Genomic DNA, 20,001 nt, shown 5'->3' with positions numbered 1-20,001 from the left:
ATCCGCCGGAGGCTTTATCTTGGTTCAGTGGATGTCCAAACATCCACTGAACCAAGATAAATATTCCTCTGCTAAAATGGCATAATAGTACTCATCCCACCAACCATCCTTTGTTGGAATACATTTTTTAAAATAGCCTTCTTTACGCATACCTATTTTCTCCATAATGCGCCAAGAAGCTGTATTTTCAGGCTGACATGTGGCAATAATACGATGCAGCTTACATTCAGTAAAGCCATAATGTATGACTGCCTGTGCAGCTTCTGTTGCATAGCCCTTTTGATAGTGTTTCGGATTAAATACCCAGCCAATCTCATATGTATGCTCACCAAAATAGCGGAAGAAGGCAGTATGCCCAATTAGCTCGTCTGTTGCCTTTAACACTACCGCAAATTTTTCCGCATTCTCGCCTTGATTCTCCTGTACAAATTGCTGTGCCTCCTTTTCTGTAAATGCATCCTCTGGCAAATAGTGCATCACCATCGGATCAGCAGTATATTCATAAAGCGCCTGCCAATCGCTTTCCTTAAAATTTCTAATGCATAAACGCTCTGTTAGTATATTCATGTTGATTTTCCCTTTCTAATATATGGTGGATAAAAATTAGCTTGTTGTAAGGCTTCGTCATTCCATGTGATTAAGTTGGCAACTTTATTTTTAGTGAAAGACCCATTTTCATATGTTTTTACCACATCGGCAAGCCCATAAAAATGCCATGTAATGCTATCAATCCATTGCTGAAGTGATTCGACCTCTGCTTTCATATAACGCTTTTGATAAAGCACTTGTGCCATTTTCAAAAAGCCTTCCGATAGCTCGTCCTGCTTTTTGGTAAAATGATAGGTGGGCGCAACAGCCATATTGTCATCTACAATATGAATCGTGACTGCCTCCACATCGAATGCGACTTCCACCGAGCTAATTTCATCAAATATATTCAATCCACGATACTCCATTTTAATTAAACGCATTGAGCTCAACCCCTTCCACGTAAAATCGTACCACAGCAGCTCATCTTGCGGGCGATTTCTATGGCTTAATGGGCGAATTTTGGCATCTTGCGGGCGAATTCCCCTCTTTAACGGGCGAATTTAGCTGCCTTGCGGGCGAATCAAGACTTTTATACTAAAAAAAAGTGAAACCAACAAAGCGGTTTCACTTTCTCTCATTAAGACTGCTGTAAGTAAGATAATGTTGCATGTCCAAGGGTATTTGCTGCAATTAATAGCGCTCTCTCATCGATATCGAATCTCGGATGATGATGTGGATAGGCAATTTCCCACTCAGGATTTTTTGCCCCTGTGAAATAAAACGTGCCTGGCACCTTTTCTAAATAGTAGGCAAAATCTTCGCCACCCATTGCTAAGTCTGCTACTACTAATTTTTCTACTTTCGGTACAGCCGTTACTTCTTCCATAAAGCGGCGCGTTGTTTCCGCATCGTTGATAACAGGCGAGTAGCCACGATTATATGTGTACGTATAGTCAGCACCATATAATAAGCAGGCTGATTTTACGACTTCCTCCAGCTCTTTTTCGATCTGGTCGCGCACGTCTGCATCAAACGTACGAACTGTTCCTCTTAGTACAGCTGAATCAGCAATTACGTTAAATGGATTGACCGCTTCAAAGTGACAGACAGAGACAACTGCTGGTCGCACAGGATTGACGCGTCGACCTACTACTTGCTGTGCTGACACAACAAATTGTGAGCCAATCATTACGGCATCCTTTGTATCATGTGGAGACGCCCCATGACCACCTTTGCCGTGAATCGTAATTTCAAAGCCATCTGCTGCTGCCATTAAATGACCTTCTTTTACTGAAATTGTTCCTAGCGGCACACCTGCCGATAAATGCGTGCCATAAATAACATCAACACCATCTAAGCAGCCGTCCTCAATCATAGGCAACGCGCCACCCGGTGTTACTTCCTCACCAAATTGATGAATAAAGACTACCGTGCCTGCAATTTCCTCTTGCAGTTTATTTAATACTTTCGCTAACACCATCAATGTTGCTGTATGGCCATCATGACCACATGCATGCATTTTGCCATCAATTTTTGATTTATAGGAAAATGTATTTTGCTCCTGAATCGCTAACGCATCAAAATCGGCACGTAGCGCAACCGTTTGGCCCGGCTTTGCACCATGTAATTTCGCTACAACGCCTCTTCCACCAACAAATTCCCGTACCTCATGCCCTAAAGCGCGGTGGTACTCCGCAATATATTTCGGTGTCTCTACTTCCTCATGAGATAATTCTGGATTTTCGTGTAAATGTCTACGAATTTCAACCATCTCATCATAATGCTGCTCTAATAGTTCATACAGATTGTTCATTTTATTGCCTCCCAAAACTATTGTCTAACTATTTTAAATATTAGCAAATTAATGAAGCTAAGTCACGAGGATAATAAGTTAACATTTCAATACCATCCTTCGTTACTACAACTGTATCAGAGTGTCTAAAGCCGCCTAACCCTGGCACGTAAATACCTGGCTCCACTGTAAATACCATGCCCTCCTCAATAACCGTTGTATCACCCAAGTCTAAAAATGGTCCTTCATGCCCTAAAATACCAATATTATGCCCTGTATGGTGACGCGTTAACTGTGTAATACCTTGCTCGATAAAGTATTGCTGAACAGCCTCTTCCACTTCACGACATTCTACACCTGGTTTAATATGGTTGAAAGCAACGTCCTGTGCCTCATACATATAGTTGAAATATTTTTCTTGGTCTGCCGATGCTTCTTCTACAAACATCGTGCGCTCTAGCTCGCTCTTATAGCCAAAAATATCAGCGCCTGCGCCTGTTACAAGCGTATCCCCTTTTTTCAGGATAATATTTTGTGTTACCGCATGTGGGAAGGCAGATTCCGGCCCAATTTGCCCCCTGAAAATGGCATGTGCAGGTGAACCATGTGGCTTATAGCCTCCGCCTAAAGTCTCAACCATTGCAGCAGTTGCCTCGGAAGATGCCCGTGTTGTAATTTCAATTTCGCTTGCGCCTGCTTTTGAATATTTTTGTAGAAGGCGATGTGCTAAATTCCCCCAACGGCATGATTCTTTAATTAATTCGATTTCATTGGCAGATTTCACATAGCGCATTTCTTCAATTAACCATTTCAATGAGACAAATTCCTTTACTTGTAAAAATGTATCCATCGTTGGCCCACGATAGCCCATGGAAGAGCCATAGCCCATTGCATCAAAGCCAATCGCTTTATTTTCAAAGCCATGTGCAATCAACACCTCTTTAAAATATTCCATTGGATGCTTGATGCCCGGATATTCTGGGTATGAATACACTTTGCTAATCACCGCATATTCCTCTGCATGCTCCACCTCTAAGGCAGGTACAAATAAATGAAACTCCGCTTGGCTATCTACAAATAACGCAATCGGTCTTTCTGTTGGATGAAAATGAAAGCCCGTTAAATAGAAAATATCTGCTACTGCATAAATAACGGCAGCTTCACAGCCCTTCTCCTGCATTTTTTTTACAAATTTCTGTTGACGCTCTTTAAATTCATAATTGGGAATAGATAAAATCATTGCTGTTGTTCCTCCTCAGTATTATATAAATGACAAGTAGCCTTATGCGTATCGGAAAATGCTACAGCGCTTGGCGCAATTTGTTTACAAATATCGCTTGCGAAGCGGCAGCGCGGATGGAATGTGCAACCACTTGGTGGATTGGCAGGGCTTGGTACATCACCCTCCAGCACAATTCGCTCTCGCTTTTCCATTGGATGGCTAATTGGTACTGCTGATAATAATGCTTGTGTATATGGATGCTTAGGGCTATCAAATAGCTCCTCTGTCGTCGCAATTTCGACAATTCTTCCTAAGTACATAACCGCTACCCGGTCCGTCATATGCTGAATCACACTTAAATCATGTGAAATGAATAAATAAGTAAGGTGGAGCTTTTTTTGAATTTCTAGCATTAAATTAATCACTTGCGATTGGACAGAAACATCTAGGGCAGAAACAGGTTCATCCGCTACGATAAAATCAGGGTTTAAAATAACCGCCCTTGCAATCCCGATACGCTGTCTTTGACCACCAGAAAACTCATGTGGATAGCGATGTAAATGCGCTTCAGACAAGCCAACCACTTTTAAAATCTCTATAATTTTTTGCAATCTTTCCTGTGGCTCAAACTTTTTATGAACAGCTAGCGGCTCCATTAAAATTTGCTGAATTGTTTTTTTAGGATTTAATGAAGCATAAGGATCTTGAAACACCATTTGCATTTGACTGCGTAATCTCCGCATTGCTTCATAGGATAAATTAGCAATATTTTGCCCTTTAAATAGCACTTCTCCTGCTGTTGGCTCCGTTAATTTTAAGATCGTTCTGCCCGTTGTTGATTTGCCACAGCCTGATTCACCAACAAGCGCAAAGGTTTCCCCTTTGTAAATATCAAAGGAAACATCGTCCACTGCCTTGACAACAATTTTAGGCTTAAACATGCCTTGACTGATTTCAAAATACTTTTTCAAGCCTGTTACTGATAGCAATTGCTCTTTACTCATCGTTGTCACCCCCTGCTAAAAGCCAGCATTTTGCTTTATGCTGATCGATTTCAAAGACAGGTGGCTCTGCTGTCAAGCAACGCTCTGTCGCAAACTCACAGCGGTTAGCAAAAGCACAGCCTTGTCCTAATTCATCTGGCTTCGGCACTTGACCAGCAATGGAATATAATGTCGACTTCCGTTCATTTTGACTCGGCAGTGATTTCAGTAACCCTTTTGTGTATGGATGTAATGGATTATCAAAAAGCTCCTCCACAGAGGCCTCCTCTACAACACTCCCTGCATACATTACGACAACTCGATGGCATATTTCTGCAATCACACCTAAATCATGGGTAATTAGCATCATGCTCATATTTGTTTCAGCAATAATGCGCTTTAGCAATTCTAAAATTTGTGCTTGAATTGTTACATCTAAAGCAGTTGTTGGCTCATCCGCAATTAATAATTTCGGCTCACATAAAAGGGCAAGGGAAATCATTACTCTTTGTCGCATACCGCCTGATAGCTGATGCGGATACTCATCAATAATTTGCTCCGCGCGTGGAATACCTACTTGCTTTAGCACCTCAACAATGCGTTCTCTGCGTTGCCCCTTCGTTAAGCTTTTATGCTGCTTTAAAGGCTCCATTAGCTGCTGACCTATCGTAAAAACAGGATTCAATGAGGTCATAGGCTCTTGAAAAATCATCGACATGTCATTCCCGCGTATATTTTGCAGCTGCTTCTCTGTCATTTTTTCAATATGCTGTTCGTTGAAAATAATTTCTCCACCAGTAATTTCACTCGATTTTGGAGGCAGCAGTCCCATAACCGCCATCGATGTTACGCTTTTACCGCAGCCTGATTCGCCAACTATGCCTAATATTTCGCCACGTTGCACGAAAAAATTAATATTGCGTATTGGCTGAGTAATGACTTTCCCATTGCGAAAACAAATATTCAAATTATTCACTTCTAATAAATTCGTCATCACATCACCTACTCTACAAACTCTGGATCTAATGTATCTCTTAGCCAATCACCAAATAAATTGACACCTAATGCTGTTATTAAAATTGCAATACCTGGGAATGTAATGAGCCACCAAGAGCTAAAAATATAATCCTTGCCCTCACTCAGCATATTGCCCCAAGCTGGTGTAGGTGGCTGCACACCGAAGCCTAAAAAGCTAATCGATGCTTCTGCAATAATATATGTAGCGATTTGCAATGAGCCTAAAATAATAATTGGTGTTACTAAGTTAGGCAAAATATGCTTAAACAAAATATGTGAGCGCTTTACGCCTGTCGCAACACATGCTGTAATAAATTCCTTTTCTCGAATAGCCAAAACTTCACTGCGAATAACACGGGCAAAGATAACCCATCCTCCTATCGCTAAGGAAATAATAATATTTCGTAAGCCTGTTCCTGTAATAGCGCTGACAACAAGCACTAACAGAATAAATGGAAAGCTCAGCTGTACATCAACAATTCGCATTAAGACAACGTCAATCCAGCCTCTAAAATAGCCTGAAATAATGCCAATAATTGTGCCAAATGTACCTGCAACTAATACGGTAATAAGCCCAATAATGACAGATACTCGCGCACCTACAATTATGCGTGACAGAACGTCTCTCCCTAGCTGGTCCGTGCCAAGCAAATGCCCTTCCGTTAAAGGTGGCAGTAATTTTTTAGCAAAGTCTGTATACATCGGGTCATATGGGGCGATTTGTTTTCCGAAAATACTGATAATTAATAGCAAAAAAATAATGACAAATCCTATAAAGCCACTCCAATTTCCTAATAGCTTTTTAAAAAAGCTTGTAATTTTCAGCTTTTTCCCACGGCTATTTCCTTTTACTACATTTATTTCACTATTTATAGTCATTACACTCACCTACTTCACTCGAATTTGTGGATTCACGTATGCGTATAAAATATCTGCAATAAAGTTGACGATTGAATAAATAAACGCAATGATAAATACGCCTGCTAGCACAATCGGAAAATCACGATTTAGCAATGATTGCAATAACAATCTACCAACTCCTGGCCAAGCAAACACCATTTCTACAACTACTGCACCGCCTAGTAATGTCCCTAAATCAAGTGCTACTAGCGTAATGATAGGAATTAACGAATTTTTTAAAGCATATTTCAAAACTAACCTACCTGTCGGTGCACCAGAAGCCTTGGCTGTCCGAATATAATCTTTTCGCAATACGTCTAGCATCGTAGAGCGTGTAAATCGAGTAAAGCGTGCAATGCTATATGTCGCCAATGTCACACTAGGCAATATTAAATGCATAATGCTGCCACCTCCGCTCGATGGTAGCAATGAAAAGCTTACAGCAAATGTATAAATTAATAACAGCCCTAGCCAAAAGCTTGGAATCGCCTGCCCAACAACCGTTGTGGCAACTGCTATTCTATCAAATATGGAATTTCGTTTATAGGCCGCCAAGACGCCAAGTGGGATTGCTACGAGTAAAGAAATAAATAAGGCAGAAAAAGCTAATTGAAAGGTTGCAGGTAAGCGTGCTAAGACAAGTCCTAATGCACTATCACCTGAACGTAAAGATTGTCCAAAATCCCCTTGAATGGCATTGCCAACAAATTCACCATATTGCACATATAAAGGGCGATTAAACCCTAAAAGCTCTCGATATTCTTCAATTTGCTCTCGTGATGTGTCTGGTGGTAAAAATAATGCTGTTGGATCACCAGAAAGCCGAATGAGAAAAAAAACAGCCGTTAAAGCTAAAAAAACAACGATAATAACTTGTAGTGAACGCTTTACGACAAAATCTAGCATAAAATCCCTCCTGTAGGCAAAGTGCATTCGTTAGAGGCTATGTTTTACCTTTACTCATACAGCACAAAGTGGGACTTCCTCTCCAGTAAGTAAAGAGGAGGGTGCCCACTATGCTGCTTTAGTTTAATCGCTTTTTACTATACAGCTGATGTAATGGATTTCTTTTATTCCCAAGACATCTCAAATACTTTTATTTCCTCATCTACACGAGGCTCAAATTTCAGATTTGCGCGCACTGCATATAAGTCTCCTTGCTGCCATAATGGAACCCATGCCGCTGTATCTACTAATAAATGTTGAATATGATTGTATGCCTCTTTACGCTCTGCATTGTCAAAAATCTTTGTTGCTGCTACAATTTCTTGTTCGATTGCCTCATCGTAGAAGCTACTATATGGAGCATTTTGCGTAAATAAATCGAATATCGTAGAGTCTGGCTCAAATGCTGGTCCCCATCCTAAAATATACATATCCTTCATTTCTCGGTTACGAATTTTTTCTAAATGCGTACCCCACTCATTTACTTGTACATTCACTTTAATACCAATGCGCTGAAGCTGTGCGGCAATCGCCTGTGCAACCTGTGCATCCATAGGATAGCGTCCATTTGGTGTATCCAATGTCAATGTAATATCCTCTGGTGCATAGCCTGCTTCTTTTAATAATGCAATCGCTTTATCTGCATCATAGCTATAGTCAGTTGTTTCTGTGTAGTTGGAATTAATTTTTGATAATGGACCTGTCATTTTTGTCGCATGTCCATTTAAAATGGCTGAAATTAATTCATCAACATCCACAGCATAATTAATAGCTAAACGTACCTTTTCATCTTGTAATGGGCCTTCATAATGTGTATTTAGCGCTAAATAGTTAATTCGTGATGAAGATACTTCTTCAATTTTCGAGTTAGCATCAGCCTCTACACTTTGCACTGAATCAACTGGAATATTTTTAAACAAATCAATTTCTCCACTTAAAAACGCTGATAATCGCGAGCTGAATTCAGGAATGTAGCGGAATTCTACTTGCTTAATTGAAGGTGCACCATTCCAGTATTCCTCAAATGCTTCTAATTTCAAATAATTATCACGTGACCATTCTACAAATTTATAAGGGCCTGTACCCACTGGCTTTTTAGCAGCCTCATCGTTTCCTACCTCTGCTACATAGCCTGGCTCTAAAATTAATAAATCGCCTGTAATACGCTCAATCAAACCTGGAAATGGTACTGATGTGCGAATTTCGACCTCTGTTGGCGATAGCACAACAACCTCACTAATATTAGCCCAGCGTGAGCGGTAAAATGAGCCGTTATTTTCATCTAATATATAATCAATGCTGAATTTTACAGACTCTGCATTGAAATCTGCACCATTATGGAATTTCACACCTTCTTTTAATGTCAATCTCCATGTTAACTCATCAATACTTTCCCAAGATTCAGCTAGGAAAGGTATGTACTTACCTGTTTGGCTGTCTCGTGTAATTAATGGATCGTATATATTACGAATTTGCGCATCTGTTGCATAGTTCACATCGGTATTGGCAATTAATGTACCCGCATCTGCCTCGAATCCGATGACGATGCTATCTTTCTTACTTTCTTCATTATTACTTGAAGAGTCTGTTGTTGAATCGTTATTGTTAGATTTTGATGGTTGCTCTGAAGTGCCTTCTGTACATGCAGTTAAAACAAATAAAACAACAAGTAACAAAATGGGTGCGAAATATTTTTTCATTGTTTGTCCTCCCTATTCAAGCTGTTTCTTCATAATTCTTTCTATAACCTTCATTGCTTCTAATAACTCGGCTGCTTCTGCATCTGATACACCATGTACGACATTGCCTACAATTTTACTTGCTTCAGATGCTAAGTGATTCAAGACACCCTCTCCTTCTTCTGTTAAAAAAAGTATTTGAACACGCTTATCTTGCTCATTTACTTTTTTGTTTACGAGTGAATTTTTTAATAACTTACTTAAAGCTTTACTGATAGTACTTTTATCTAACTGAAAATATTCAGATAAATAACTAGCTGTGCAATTTTCCGTGTTTTTAATTTCGTACAGAATCATTGCTTCTGTGGCAGAATATTTACTCGAGCTTCCATATAAGTTAAATATCCCAATTGCTCTTGTGTAAAAACGGTTAAAATGCTTTACGTCCTCTATTAATTGAATTTTCATAATTTTTAATCTTCCTTTCCTCTACAATATTCAAATTAGTTGAATATGTCAACTATTTTTTCACTTCAAATTTTCCCTTTCCTCTTTCACCTCTTACAGAAAAAAAAGCGAAAACTATCCTATCGTCACAGTCCACGCTAGGAGTTTTCGCTCTATATATTAGTTTAACAAATCTATTTTATTGTTACTAGCTCTAGATGAAAAAACATTACTCACTTTTAGTCATGACATTGCTATAAGTAATATTAAGGTATACAATTATTGGAATAAAATAGCTATTGAAGGGGATGATATCATGAAAATTTATTCAGTAAAAATCTTGCTAGAATCGATTGTTGTGCCTAATCCAAATGGTGGAAAAACATTTGAGGAAACGATTCGGTTAGTTAAGGCATTTACTAAAGAGGAACTTGAGCAAAAAGTGCGAAATTATTTTGTAGATGAAACGTATGAAAATGCATTAGGTGGTCAAACAACTTGGCGATTTGTCACGATCTTAGATATATTCGAATTGATTGATGACTTTGCAGGAGACATTGATTTCAAAGAGGTGTATAGCCGCTTTTTACCGTTTGAGCAGCTAATTACAGCAAATGAAGTGATTGAGCTATATTCACTTGCTAAATGAAAAAAGTTGATGTAGATTCAATCGATCATCTACATCAACTTGTTATTTAGTCACTCACGCGCGCAATATGAATATCTTTGACGATTGTATTAACAACCCAGCTCGCTGCGATTAAACCTGCAACAGATGGAACAAAGGCGTTCGATGCTGGTGGCATTTTTGCTTTGCGAATTGTTGCGTCAGGCTTGCCAACATGCTGTACAACATCCTCACGTACAACGACAGGTGACTCATCTGAAAAGACAACCATTATCCCTTTTTTGATACCCTCTTTACGCAATTTCGTGCGGATAATTTTCGCTAACGGGTCTGTATGTGTTTTCGAAATATCAGCAATTTGGAAGCGTGTAGGGTCCATTTTATTAGCTGCCCCCATGCTTGAAATAATCGGGATATTACGCTTTAAGCATTCTTTCATTAAATGAATTTTATACATTACTGTATCACTTGCATCAATAACATAGTCGATGCCCTGTGCGAAAAATTGCTCATATGTTTCCTCTGTATAGAACATATGCATATCAATTACTTCACATTCTGGATTAATGTCAGCAATGCGCTCCTTCATAACAGCTGATTTCGATTTGCCAACAGTTGATAAATACGCAACTAATTGTCGGTTGACATTGGTAATATCTACATTGTCCTTATCTACTAAAATAATGCGACCAATACCACTTCGGGCACATGCTTCTGCTGCAAAGGAACCTACGCCACCAACGCCTAAAATCGCCACTGTTGTATTTTTTAAAAGCGCTAAGCCCTCACTGCCTATTGCGAGCTCATTGCGCGAAAATTGATGTAACATTTTTAATCACTCCATATCGATTTTGTAAAAAAAAGTAGAGAGGGACAACCCATCCCTCTCTACCTCTATTATTCCGAGTACTATACTTAGAAAAGATGAATACTTGAAAAATATATACAAAAAAACACGATTACGCAAGTGAAATATTTAGATCTGTTAAAACAACTACATTTGCATGCTGCTGCAATACTGTAATTGGTGAATCAACTGTTACTTCACCGTGTACTAAAGATTCTAAAGCTGCACGTTTTTTCTCACCAACAGCAATTAATAAAATCTCTTTCGCTTCTAAAATATTCGCAATACCCATCGTAATAGCCTTTTCAGGCACTTCAGCAATTGAATTGAAGAAGCGTGCATTTGCTTCACGTGTTGACTCTGTTAATGTCACTGCATGCACTTTTTCAGAAAACGGTGTGCCTGGCTCATTGAAGCCAATATGACCGTTTTCTCCTACACCTAATAATTGCACATCAATTGGATTTTGTGCAAGCAGCTCATTGTAATGTGCTACTTCTGCATCAATATCCTCAGCTAAGCCATTCGGTAAATAGCTTTTGCTAAATGGCTTATGCTCAAAAAGCTCCTTTTGCATATATGTAAAGTAACTTTCTGGATGCTCGATTGGTAAGCCAATATATTCATCTAAGTTAAAGCTTGTACAACCCGAGAAATCCACATCACTTTGACGCAAAACTTGATAAAGGGGCTGCATTGTTCCACCTGTTGCTAAACCGAACGTCTTGGCACCGTCCTTTACTTTTTGTTGTAAAAATTGTGCCGCGAAGTTGTATAGTTCATCGGTATTTTCAAATGTTTTTAGCTGTAATGCCACAACGTTTTCCCCCTTATTAATTGTACACCTGCTGCGCCCAGTCTTTTACTTGCTCAGCTGAATCGCATGCTAACAGCTTATCTACTTGCTGTTGCAATGCTTTTTTATTTAATTTAGATAAATTTTCTCTTGTACGTAACACAGCGCTTGAGCTCATAGATAGCTCATCTAACCCTAATGCTAACAAAACTGGTAATGCTAGTGGTTCACCAGCCATTTCGCCACACATCCCTGCCCAGATGCCATGCTTACGTGCACTTGATGCCACATTGTCAATCAAGCGAATGATTGCTGGATGGAATGGCTCGTATAAATAAGATGTTGCCTCATTCATACGGTCTGATGCAAATGTATATTGAATTAAATCATTTGTACCGATTGAGAAGAAATCAACTTCACGTGCTAATACATCTGCTAAAATTGCGGCAGATGGCACCTCGATCATAATTCCTACTTCGTATTTGCCAATTGCTACACCTTCAGCTACTAGTGCATCATGCTGTCGTTGTAAAAGCGCTTTTGCCTGATGTAATTCTTGCATTGTCGCAATCATTGGGAACATGATTTTTAAATTGCCATACTGACTTGCACGCAATAATGCACGCAATTGTGTGATGAATATGTCTTCATTTGCTAGAGAAAGTCGAATTGCACGCTGCCCTAAAAATGGATTTTCCTCTTTTGGTAGCTGCCAATATTCTAAATGCTTGTCGCCACCGATATCTAATGTACGTACAACGACAGGCTTGTTATTCATTTTTTCAAGCACTGCTTTATAAAGCTCAAATTGCTGCTCTTCCGTTGGTAATGAAGTGCTGTCCATATATAAAAACTCTGTACGGAATAAGCCCACACCATCTGCCCCAACTTTCAACACCGCTTCAACATCTTGCACGCTACCAATGTTAGCAGCAAGCTCGATATGTGCGCCGTCTGCTGTTACGCTCTCTTTATCCACAAATTGCTGCAATTGCTTTTCGCGTTCTGCTTGCGCTGTCATGCGCTCTTTTGCTTCAAGCTGTGTTTCTTCTGATGGATTGATAATTAATTGACCTGTAGCACCATCTAGTAGCACGATTTCACCATGCTCAATTGTTTCGGCTTCTTTGACACCAACAACAGCTGGAATTTGCAAAGTTCTTGCTAAAATGGCTGTATGTGATGTACGTCCACCAATCGTTGTAATGAAGCCTTTTACAAATTGCTTATTCAATTGCGCCGTAACAGAAGGCGATAAATCATAGGCAATTAATACAACTTCCTCATCAATTTGTGATACGTCAGGCAATACTTTACCTAATAAGCAAGCTAAAATACGGCGTGATACATCTTCAATATCTGCTGCACGTTGACGCATATATTCATTATCCATTTGATTGAATAAATCGATAAACTGCTGTGCTATTTTTTGCAATGCTTTTTCAGCTTGTACATGTTGATCGATTTCACCTTCAATTGCTACATGGAAATCAGGGTCCTGTAAAACGAGTAAATGGGCAGAAAAAATTTCTGCCTCCTCCTCGCCAACCATTGTAATAGCATAATCGCGGATTTTCTCAAGCTGTGTTTTGGCATTGGCAATTGCATCGTGAAAGCGTTGTTTTTCGGCAGATGGCTCTATACCATCATGCTCGCTAATGGATAAATCGGGCTCTGCTAAACGGTATGCCTTCGCAACAGCCACTCCTTCTGATACAGCGATCCCTTGCAATTGTCTCATATTATTGCCCAATACCTTGTGATTTGATAACATCTTCTACTTTTGCAATTGCTGCTGCTGCATCGTCGCCTTCAGCTTTTACTGAAATCTTACCACCTGATGGAATCGCTAATGCCATTACACCCATAATTGATTTTAAGTTTGCTTCACGACCGTTATAAGAAATCGTTACATTTGATTGGAATGCAGAAACCCCTTGCACTAATAATGTACATGGACGCGCATGTAATCCTTCTGCTGCTGTAATTGTGAATGTTTTTTCCATAATAAATTCCTCCTAGTTAAATGTAATTCTGTCTTCAAATTGTTTGCAGTACTTGTCGTTTTTAGAGGAAGACTCGTTAATATTATTGCTAACAAAAACAGGTGCCTCTTGCTGCACTGCTAAAAGCTGCTCAATCACCATACTAACAAGTGCATTAAGCATTGCTGCACCAACAATCGTAGAGCTTGCCCCGTATTGATAATCGCCACTATGTAATACACCATCACCAATTGGTACAGACGTATTTAATACGATATCTACAACTTCTTCTAAACGCTTGCCACTACTATGTGTGCTGTCTTGTTCAGTATAACATAATGATTGCAAAGAAATAACAAATGCTCCTCGTTCTTTTGCTTCAAATGCCATTTCAATCGGTGCCGCATTACGACCTGATGTCGAAATAATAATCACCGTATCCTCTGGACGAATATCAAGCAAATGTCGATGAGCTGGTACAACACCTTCCGTACGCTCATTGCGAGAAGATGTTACAGGTCCTGCTGCAAGCATTAACGACTCAATATAAATCGGCTTCACTGGTACGAGCCCGCCAGCACGATAAAATTGCTCCTCAGCTAACAAAAAAGAGTGCCCTGCACCGAATAATTGTATAATACCACCTTTTGCAATTTTTGTTGCAATCATTTCAGCAACTTCTTGTAATTGTTGCTCCTGCTGCTCTACTTGATTCAGCAATTGCTGAATATTTTTAAAAAATTGATGCATTTACTCACCCGCATTCTTCAGTCATTATCAACTATTTTACTACCTTCGCTAACTTTTTACAAAGAGCGCTTCCTCCCAAGACTACGAACGTAGCATGAGGTGAGCGCCCTTCTTTCATAAATCAAGTGCTTTCATACTGTATTTCATTATGCGGAGTAAACGATTTTTCCATTCACAATCGTATATTTTACTTGTAAATTTTCATCAACGATCACTAAATCTGCATCTTTTCCAGCTTCAATATAGCCTTTTTGCGATAATTTTAATTGTGTCGCTGCATTAAAGGATGACATTTGCACAAGCTCTTGCCAAGCTGCCCCTGTTGCTTGGCGCATATTGCGTAACGCATCGTTCATTTTCAAAACACTGCCAGCAAGTGCACCGTTTGCTAAATGGGCACCGTTCTCAGTTACAGTTACTTCCTGACCACCTAAATCATATTTCCCATATGCTAGCCCTTTTGCGCGCATCGCATCTGTAATTAAAATGATTTTGTCAGGGCCCTTTAAACGGTATGCTAAATCAACCATTTCAGGGTGAATATGAATGAAATCAACAATCATTTCAACATATACATCCTTTTCTAATAGCACCGTTCCTACAACGCCTGGCTCGCGGTGATGCATTGCTCTCATTTGGTTATAAAGATGCGTGCCTTGTGTCACACCTTGTACAACAGCTGCTTGCGTTTCTTTCGCTGTTGCATTGGAATGACCAATTGACACAACTACACCTAATCCCTTTGCATGTGAAACGAGTTCAATGCCCTGTTCTGGTGCCATCGTTATTTGTTTAATTTGGTTGCCACTCATTTCATGCCATTGCTGGTATTTTTCAATAGATGGTGGCTGAATATGCTCTATTGGCTGTGCCCCCGCACATTGTGCTGAAATAAAAGGTCCTTCCAAATGAACACCTACTAAATTAGCTTCCCCTTCGCCTTGCTGAAATGCAGCTATATTTTGTAATGCAGCTGCAATTGCTTCTTCACTTTGTGTCATCGTTGTCGCTAAGAAACTAGTTGTTCCTTCCGCTACAAGCGCTGCAGCGAACTGATGGAGCGACGCAGCTGTCGCATCCATCGTATCTACACCGTCCGCTCCATGGATATGCATATCAATAAAGCCTGGTAAGCAATAGTAGCCCGTACAGTCTATCCCCGTGCCCATTGCATTATTTTCTGTAACAGCTGCAATTTGTGCCCCTTCAATCGCAACATTACGATGCGCTGTTAGCGCATCGTAATTCACCACTGTGACATTTTCTAAAATCAATGGCTTTGTCATTTTGATCAGTCCTTACTTAATTTCAATAGTAATGGATTCTCCATTTTTTAATGTGCCGCTATTCGTTACATTAATTTCTTTACCTTGTAGGTTTGTAAATACAGTCGGTGTCACAATAGACGGTGCTGCTGCGCTTACCGCTTGCAAATCAACCTTTAATAGTGGATCGCCTTTTTTCACTGTTTGCCCTTGTGCAACGAATGCTTCAAAGCCTTCACCATTTAATTTTACCGTATCTAACCCAACGTGAATTAATAGCTCTAAGCCATCCTTTGTCATTAAACCAACCGCATGCTTCGTTGGGAAGACCATTGCAACTTCACCATCAACTGGCGATACGAAAATGCCATCAGTTGGATTTATCGCAAAGCCAGGTCCCATCATACCAGTTGAGAATACTTGATCTGGTACAGCTGTTAAAGGTAATAGCTCACCTGTTGCAGGCATTGCTACAGTGATAGAACGATCTACTTGCACATTTTGTTGCGTTGCTTCTTCTACTACGACTTCATTTTTTAATGCTGGATGCCCTTTTTTCAATCTTTCTTTCATTGCATCGCCTAAAAACTCTACAGATGGTCCAATAACGACTTGTGCCGCCGTCTTGTTCATGCGCATTACGCCTTTTGCACCGTAGCGCTTTAACAATGCTTCATCAATAACTGTTGTATCTTTTAAAGACATACGTAAACGTGTTGCACAATAGTCTACTTCATTAATATTCGTTGGTCCACCAAGACCTTCAATCATATAAAACGCTTTCGTGTCTAACACTTCATCTGCTGAGCCTTCAAGAGCCGCTTCCTCTTCATCATCTTCACGACCAGGCGTTTTTAAATCCAACGCTTTGATTAAGAAGTAGAACACGACAAAGTAAATGGCACCAAATACCAGACCAAGCACAAGTATTAATGCTGGCTTTGTTGCAATACCAAAGTTCAGTAAATAGTCAATTAAGCCGGCTGAGAAGCCAAAGCCATGTAATACGCCTAATGCCTCTGTAACATATAATGAAATACCTGTTAACACTGCATGCACAGCGTATAATACTGGCGATAAGAACATAAATGTAAATTCAATTGGCTCTGTTACCCCAGTAACAAAGGCTGTTAATCCAATCGATAAGAACATCCCACCAACTGCCGCACGTTTCTCTTTTTTCGCTGCCAAATACATCGCTAAACATGCTGCTGGTAAACCGAACATCATAATCGGGAAGAAACCAGCTAAAAATACTCCAGCTGTTGGGTCACCTTTTAAGAAGCGGTTAATTTCCCCTTTAACAACCTCGCCTGCTCCTGTTGTAAATGTACCAAAATCAAACCAAATAATCGTATTCATTACATGGTGTAAGCCTACTGGGATTAATAAACGGTTTAAGAAACCATATACACCAGCTCCTAAGCCACCAGCTCCTAAAACCCAATCTGCACCACTATCAAGAACACCTTGAATTGGAGGCCAAATAATACCAAATACAAACACTAACACCGTCATTGTCAAGGCTGTAATAATCGGGACAAATCGTCTGCCTCCGAAAAATGAGAGCCATTCAGGAAATTTTACATTATAAAACTTATTATAAAGTAGACCAGCGATAACCCCTGCAATAATCCCCCCAAATACATCCATATTAATTGTTTCATCATAGGCACCTAAACCCTTTGTTAAAACAAGATAAGCAATCGCGCCTGCTAATGCAGCAGCACCGCTCGTATCAAATGCAAAGCCCATTGCAATACCAATAGCAAAGATAATCGGTAAGTTGCCTAAAATACCATCGCCTGCTGCTGCAATGACTGGTAAATCTAGCATATCTGGTTGACCAAAGCGCACTAATAATGCTGCTGCTGGCAATGTCGCAATTGGAAACATTAAAGATTTACCGATTTTCTGTAAAAAAGCTAACATTCAAGTATCCCCCTTAATTTTCATTTTTGGACTAGTTGTCTATACAAGTATACATAAAATGAAAACGCTTTTCTATATGATTTTAAAAAAAGAACAAAAGTATTTCATAGACAGCTAGTCAAAAAAGGACGAATCCCGAATGTGCCGTTATATTGTTAAAAGTTTTGAACCCGCTCGCTAGCAGGTGGGTGCCCGCTTCACTACATTAAACGTCCCACTGTATTTGAGAGGGCATGTTTGCCGCAATGAAATGAGGGCTCCCATTCATTTAATGTTCGGTCAAAACATAGATTAACAACGAAAAACGAACACTTCAGGATTCGTATTAAGCATATTTTAGCACGAATAATCTGAATATTCAAGTTAATGAGAGTAAGATTTTTGAAGCGTTTTCATTTGAATGCCAATATTTTTATGTTTTAAAGTAGGGATTCCCTCGTAAAATCCTAATAAAAATGCCATTTGACTGGTAGGTATCGGTCAAATGGCATTTTATTCATTATTTTTCTTTCGTCGCTGTTACAGCTAAATGCAATTCTGTTAATTGCGCATCTGCCACTTGTGACGGAGCATCTGTCAATAAACAGCTTGCTGATGCTGTTTTCGGGAAGGCAATTGTGTCACGTAAGTTTGTACGACCAGCTAATAGCATCACGAAACGGTCAAGACCGAACGCTAAACCACCATGCGGCGGAACCCCGTATTCAAACGCTTCTAATAGAAAGCCGAATTGCGCGCGTGCCTCTTCTTGTGTAAAGCCTAGAAGCTCAAACATTTTTTCCTGTAAGTCGCGCTCATAAATACGCAATGAACCGCCGCCTAGCTCATAGCCATTTAACACGATATCGTATGCTTGTGCACGCACTTCTTTAGGATTTGTCTCCATCAACGCCATATCTTCATCGAAAGGACGTGTGAATGGATGGTGCGCTGCGTAATAGCGACCTTCTTCCTCGTCATATTCGAATAATGGCCAATCAACAACCCATAAAAAGGCGAATTTTGACTCGTCGATTAAATTCAATTCTTTGCCTAGTTTTAAACGTAATGCGCCAAGTGCATCTGCAACAACAGATGCTTTGTCTGCTACAAATAATAATAAGTCGCCCGCTTCTGCTTCTGTTGCACCTATGATTGCCTGTGCTGCATCGCCTTCAAAGAATTTAGCAATCGGTCCGTTTAATCCTTCTGCTGTTACTTTTAACCAAGCAAGCCCTTTTGCACCGTAGCGCCCTGCAAACTCGCCTAATGCATCGATATCTTTACGTGAGTAGTTATCTGCTGCACCTTTAACGTTGATTGCCTTTACTTCACCACCTGCTTTTACTGCGTTAGCAAATACACCGAAAGCTGAATCTTTAACAATGTCAGATAGCTGCTTTAATTCTAAGCCAAAACGTACGTCTGGTTTATCTGAGCCATAACGTGCCATCGCCTCTTGATAGCTCATGCGCTGGAATGGCGCTTCCACTTCCACACCTTTGACATCGCGCATTACTTGTTGAATTAAGCGTTCATTCATTGCGATAATTTCATCCATTGTCATAAACGATGTTTCGATATCGACTTGCGTAAATTCTGGCTGACGGTCTGCACGTAAATCTTCATCGCGGAAACAACGTGCAATTTGGAAATACTTCTCGAAGCCTGACACCATTAATAATTGCTTAAATAGCTGTGGTGATTGTGGCAATGCATAGAATTCACCTTCATGCACACGAGACGGTACTAAATAGTCGCGTGCTCCCTCTGGTGTTGATTTTGTTAAAATTGGCGTTTCTACTTCTAAAAAGCCCTCATTTTGTAAAAAGTTTCGAATTGTACGCGTTACATCTGAGCGCATTTTAAATGTATCGAACATTGCAGGGCGACGTAAATCTAAATAACGATACTTTAAGCGTAAATCCTCTGAAATTTCTACTTTGTCATCAATCGCAAATGGCGGTGTTTTCGCTTCATTAATAATTGTTAAGGAAGAAGCGATAACTTCAATTTTACCTGTTTTAATATTTGGGTTAATTTGCCTTTCTTGGCGAAGGACAACCTTTCCAGTCACTTCGATGACAAATTCACTGCGGATTTTTTCAGCAATTGCTAACGCTTCAGGTGCCTCATCGCCAAATACGACTTGGACAATCCCTTCACGGTCACGCATATCAACAAAAATTAATCCACCTAAATCGCGGCGCTTTTGCACCCAACCTTTTAATACAACTTCCTGACCTTGCTGCTGTTCATTTACTTCACCACAAGCATGTGTTCTTTGTGCCATTATCGATTCC

General features: G+C 39.9%; 19 protein-coding genes and 1 other RNA gene. 1 reads left to right on the top strand and 19 read right to left on the bottom strand.

Annotation, left to right across the window (positions count from 1 at the left end):
- Positions 1-24: 24 nt before the first annotated feature.
- From R6U77_RS13325 to R6U77_RS13280, 10 genes are all read right to left on the bottom strand, one after another.
- Entirely contained in the window at positions 25-567 is a 543-nt protein-coding gene (locus tag R6U77_RS13325; protein ID WP_319835998.1) for a GNAT family N-acetyltransferase, read from the bottom strand.
- Positions 564-971: an aminopeptidase gene (locus R6U77_RS13320; protein ID WP_319835997.1), complete on the bottom strand. Its 408-nt coding sequence runs from the start codon at positions 969-971 to the stop codon at positions 564-566. The genes R6U77_RS13325 and R6U77_RS13320 overlap by 4 nt, the downstream gene beginning before the upstream one ends.
- A 197-nt stretch (positions 972-1,168) precedes the next feature.
- The gene (locus R6U77_RS13315; RefSeq protein ID WP_319835996.1) at positions 1,169-2,344 is read right to left on the bottom strand and encodes an amidohydrolase; all 1,176 of its coding nucleotides are present in this window, start codon (positions 2,342-2,344) and stop codon (positions 1,169-1,171) included.
- Between the two features lie 40 nt (positions 2,345-2,384).
- Positions 2,385-3,563, bottom strand: a complete 1,179-nt coding sequence (locus tag R6U77_RS13310) for a M24 family metallopeptidase (RefSeq protein WP_293920686.1) — start codon at positions 3,561-3,563, stop codon at positions 2,385-2,387.
- Positions 3,560-4,549 carry an ABC transporter ATP-binding protein gene (locus R6U77_RS13305; protein WP_319835995.1) on the bottom strand — a complete coding sequence of 330 codons (990 nt, stop codon included), beginning with the start codon at positions 4,547-4,549 and terminating at the stop codon, positions 3,560-3,562. The genes R6U77_RS13310 and R6U77_RS13305 overlap by 4 nt, the downstream gene beginning before the upstream one ends.
- A complete protein-coding gene (locus R6U77_RS13300) occupies positions 4,542-5,522 on the bottom strand; it encodes an ABC transporter ATP-binding protein (protein ID WP_319835994.1) in 981 nt (326 codons plus the stop codon). Before R6U77_RS13300 ends, R6U77_RS13305 begins: the two co-directional genes overlap by 8 nt.
- Before the next feature lie 8 nt (positions 5,523-5,530).
- Positions 5,531-6,424, bottom strand: coding sequence for an ABC transporter permease (locus tag R6U77_RS13295; RefSeq protein ID WP_293920689.1), 894 nt, complete (start codon positions 6,422-6,424; stop codon positions 5,531-5,533).
- Positions 6,425-6,433: 9 nt separating this feature from the next.
- Positions 6,434-7,351 (bottom strand): ABC transporter permease, encoded by a 918-nt coding sequence (locus R6U77_RS13290; RefSeq protein WP_319835993.1) that lies wholly within the window; start codon positions 7,349-7,351, stop codon positions 6,434-6,436.
- 164 nt (positions 7,352-7,515) lie between these two features.
- Complete coding sequence (locus R6U77_RS13285) at positions 7,516-9,090, bottom strand: ABC transporter substrate-binding protein (protein ID WP_319835992.1); 1,575 nt, start codon at positions 9,088-9,090, stop codon at positions 7,516-7,518.
- Positions 9,091-9,102: 12 nt separating this feature from the next.
- Positions 9,103-9,537, bottom strand: coding sequence for a MarR family winged helix-turn-helix transcriptional regulator (locus tag R6U77_RS13280; protein ID WP_293920694.1), 435 nt, complete (start codon positions 9,535-9,537; stop codon positions 9,103-9,105).
- Between the two features lie 295 nt (positions 9,538-9,832).
- Here R6U77_RS13280 and R6U77_RS13275 point away from each other — a divergent pair, with 295 nt between their 5' ends.
- Entirely contained in the window at positions 9,833-10,165 is a 333-nt protein-coding gene (locus R6U77_RS13275) for a DUF4288 domain-containing protein (RefSeq protein ID WP_319835991.1), read from the top strand.
- A 46-nt stretch (positions 10,166-10,211) separates the two neighbouring features.
- Here the strand turns inward: R6U77_RS13275 and R6U77_RS13270 are convergent, their stop codons facing one another.
- The 9 genes from R6U77_RS13270 to aspS all read right to left on the bottom strand — a co-directional run bounded on the left by R6U77_RS13270 (position 10,212) and on the right by aspS (position 19,991).
- On the bottom strand, positions 10,212-10,973 hold the full coding sequence (locus R6U77_RS13270) for a tRNA threonylcarbamoyladenosine dehydratase (protein ID WP_319835990.1): 762 nt from the start codon (positions 10,971-10,973) through the stop codon (positions 10,212-10,214).
- 130 nt (positions 10,974-11,103) lie between these two features.
- Positions 11,104-11,808, bottom strand: a complete 705-nt coding sequence (locus R6U77_RS13265; protein WP_319835989.1) for a glucosamine-6-phosphate deaminase — start codon at positions 11,806-11,808, stop codon at positions 11,104-11,106.
- A gap of 16 nt (positions 11,809-11,824) precedes the next feature.
- Positions 11,825-13,528 carry a phosphoenolpyruvate--protein phosphotransferase gene (gene ptsP / locus R6U77_RS13260; RefSeq protein WP_319835988.1) on the bottom strand — a complete coding sequence of 568 codons (1,704 nt, stop codon included), beginning with the start codon at positions 13,526-13,528 and terminating at the stop codon, positions 11,825-11,827.
- Position 13,529: 1 nt separating this feature from the next.
- The gene (locus R6U77_RS13255; RefSeq protein ID WP_293920706.1) at positions 13,530-13,793 is read right to left on the bottom strand and encodes an HPr family phosphocarrier protein; all 264 of its coding nucleotides are present in this window, start codon (positions 13,791-13,793) and stop codon (positions 13,530-13,532) included.
- Between the two features lie 12 nt (positions 13,794-13,805).
- Entirely contained in the window at positions 13,806-14,522 is a 717-nt protein-coding gene (locus R6U77_RS13250; protein WP_293920708.1) for a sugar isomerase domain-containing protein, read from the bottom strand.
- A gap of 146 nt (positions 14,523-14,668) precedes the next feature.
- Positions 14,669-15,808, bottom strand: a complete 1,140-nt coding sequence (nagA, locus tag R6U77_RS13245; RefSeq protein ID WP_319835987.1) for an N-acetylglucosamine-6-phosphate deacetylase — start codon at positions 15,806-15,808, stop codon at positions 14,669-14,671.
- Between the two features lie 12 nt (positions 15,809-15,820).
- On the bottom strand, positions 15,821-17,719 hold the full coding sequence (gene nagE, locus R6U77_RS13240) for an N-acetylglucosamine-specific PTS transporter subunit IIBC (protein WP_319835986.1): 1,899 nt from the start codon (positions 17,717-17,719) through the stop codon (positions 15,821-15,823).
- 128 nt (positions 17,720-17,847) lie between these two features.
- Positions 17,848-18,042: non-coding RNA, 6S RNA (ssrS, locus tag R6U77_RS13235), on the bottom strand.
- A gap of 176 nt (positions 18,043-18,218) precedes the next feature.
- Positions 18,219-19,991 (bottom strand): aspartate--tRNA ligase, encoded by a 1,773-nt coding sequence (aspS, locus tag R6U77_RS13230; protein WP_319835985.1) that lies wholly within the window; start codon positions 19,989-19,991, stop codon positions 18,219-18,221.
- Positions 19,992-20,001 lie beyond the last annotated feature (10 nt).

Source organism: Lysinibacillus louembei (assembly GCF_033880585.1).
Classification (GTDB): domain Bacteria; phylum Bacillota; class Bacilli; order Bacillales_A; family Planococcaceae; genus Metasolibacillus; species Metasolibacillus louembei.
The sequence above is the reverse complement of the archived record's forward strand: the minus strand, read 5'-3'. Positions and strand labels throughout refer to the sequence as shown.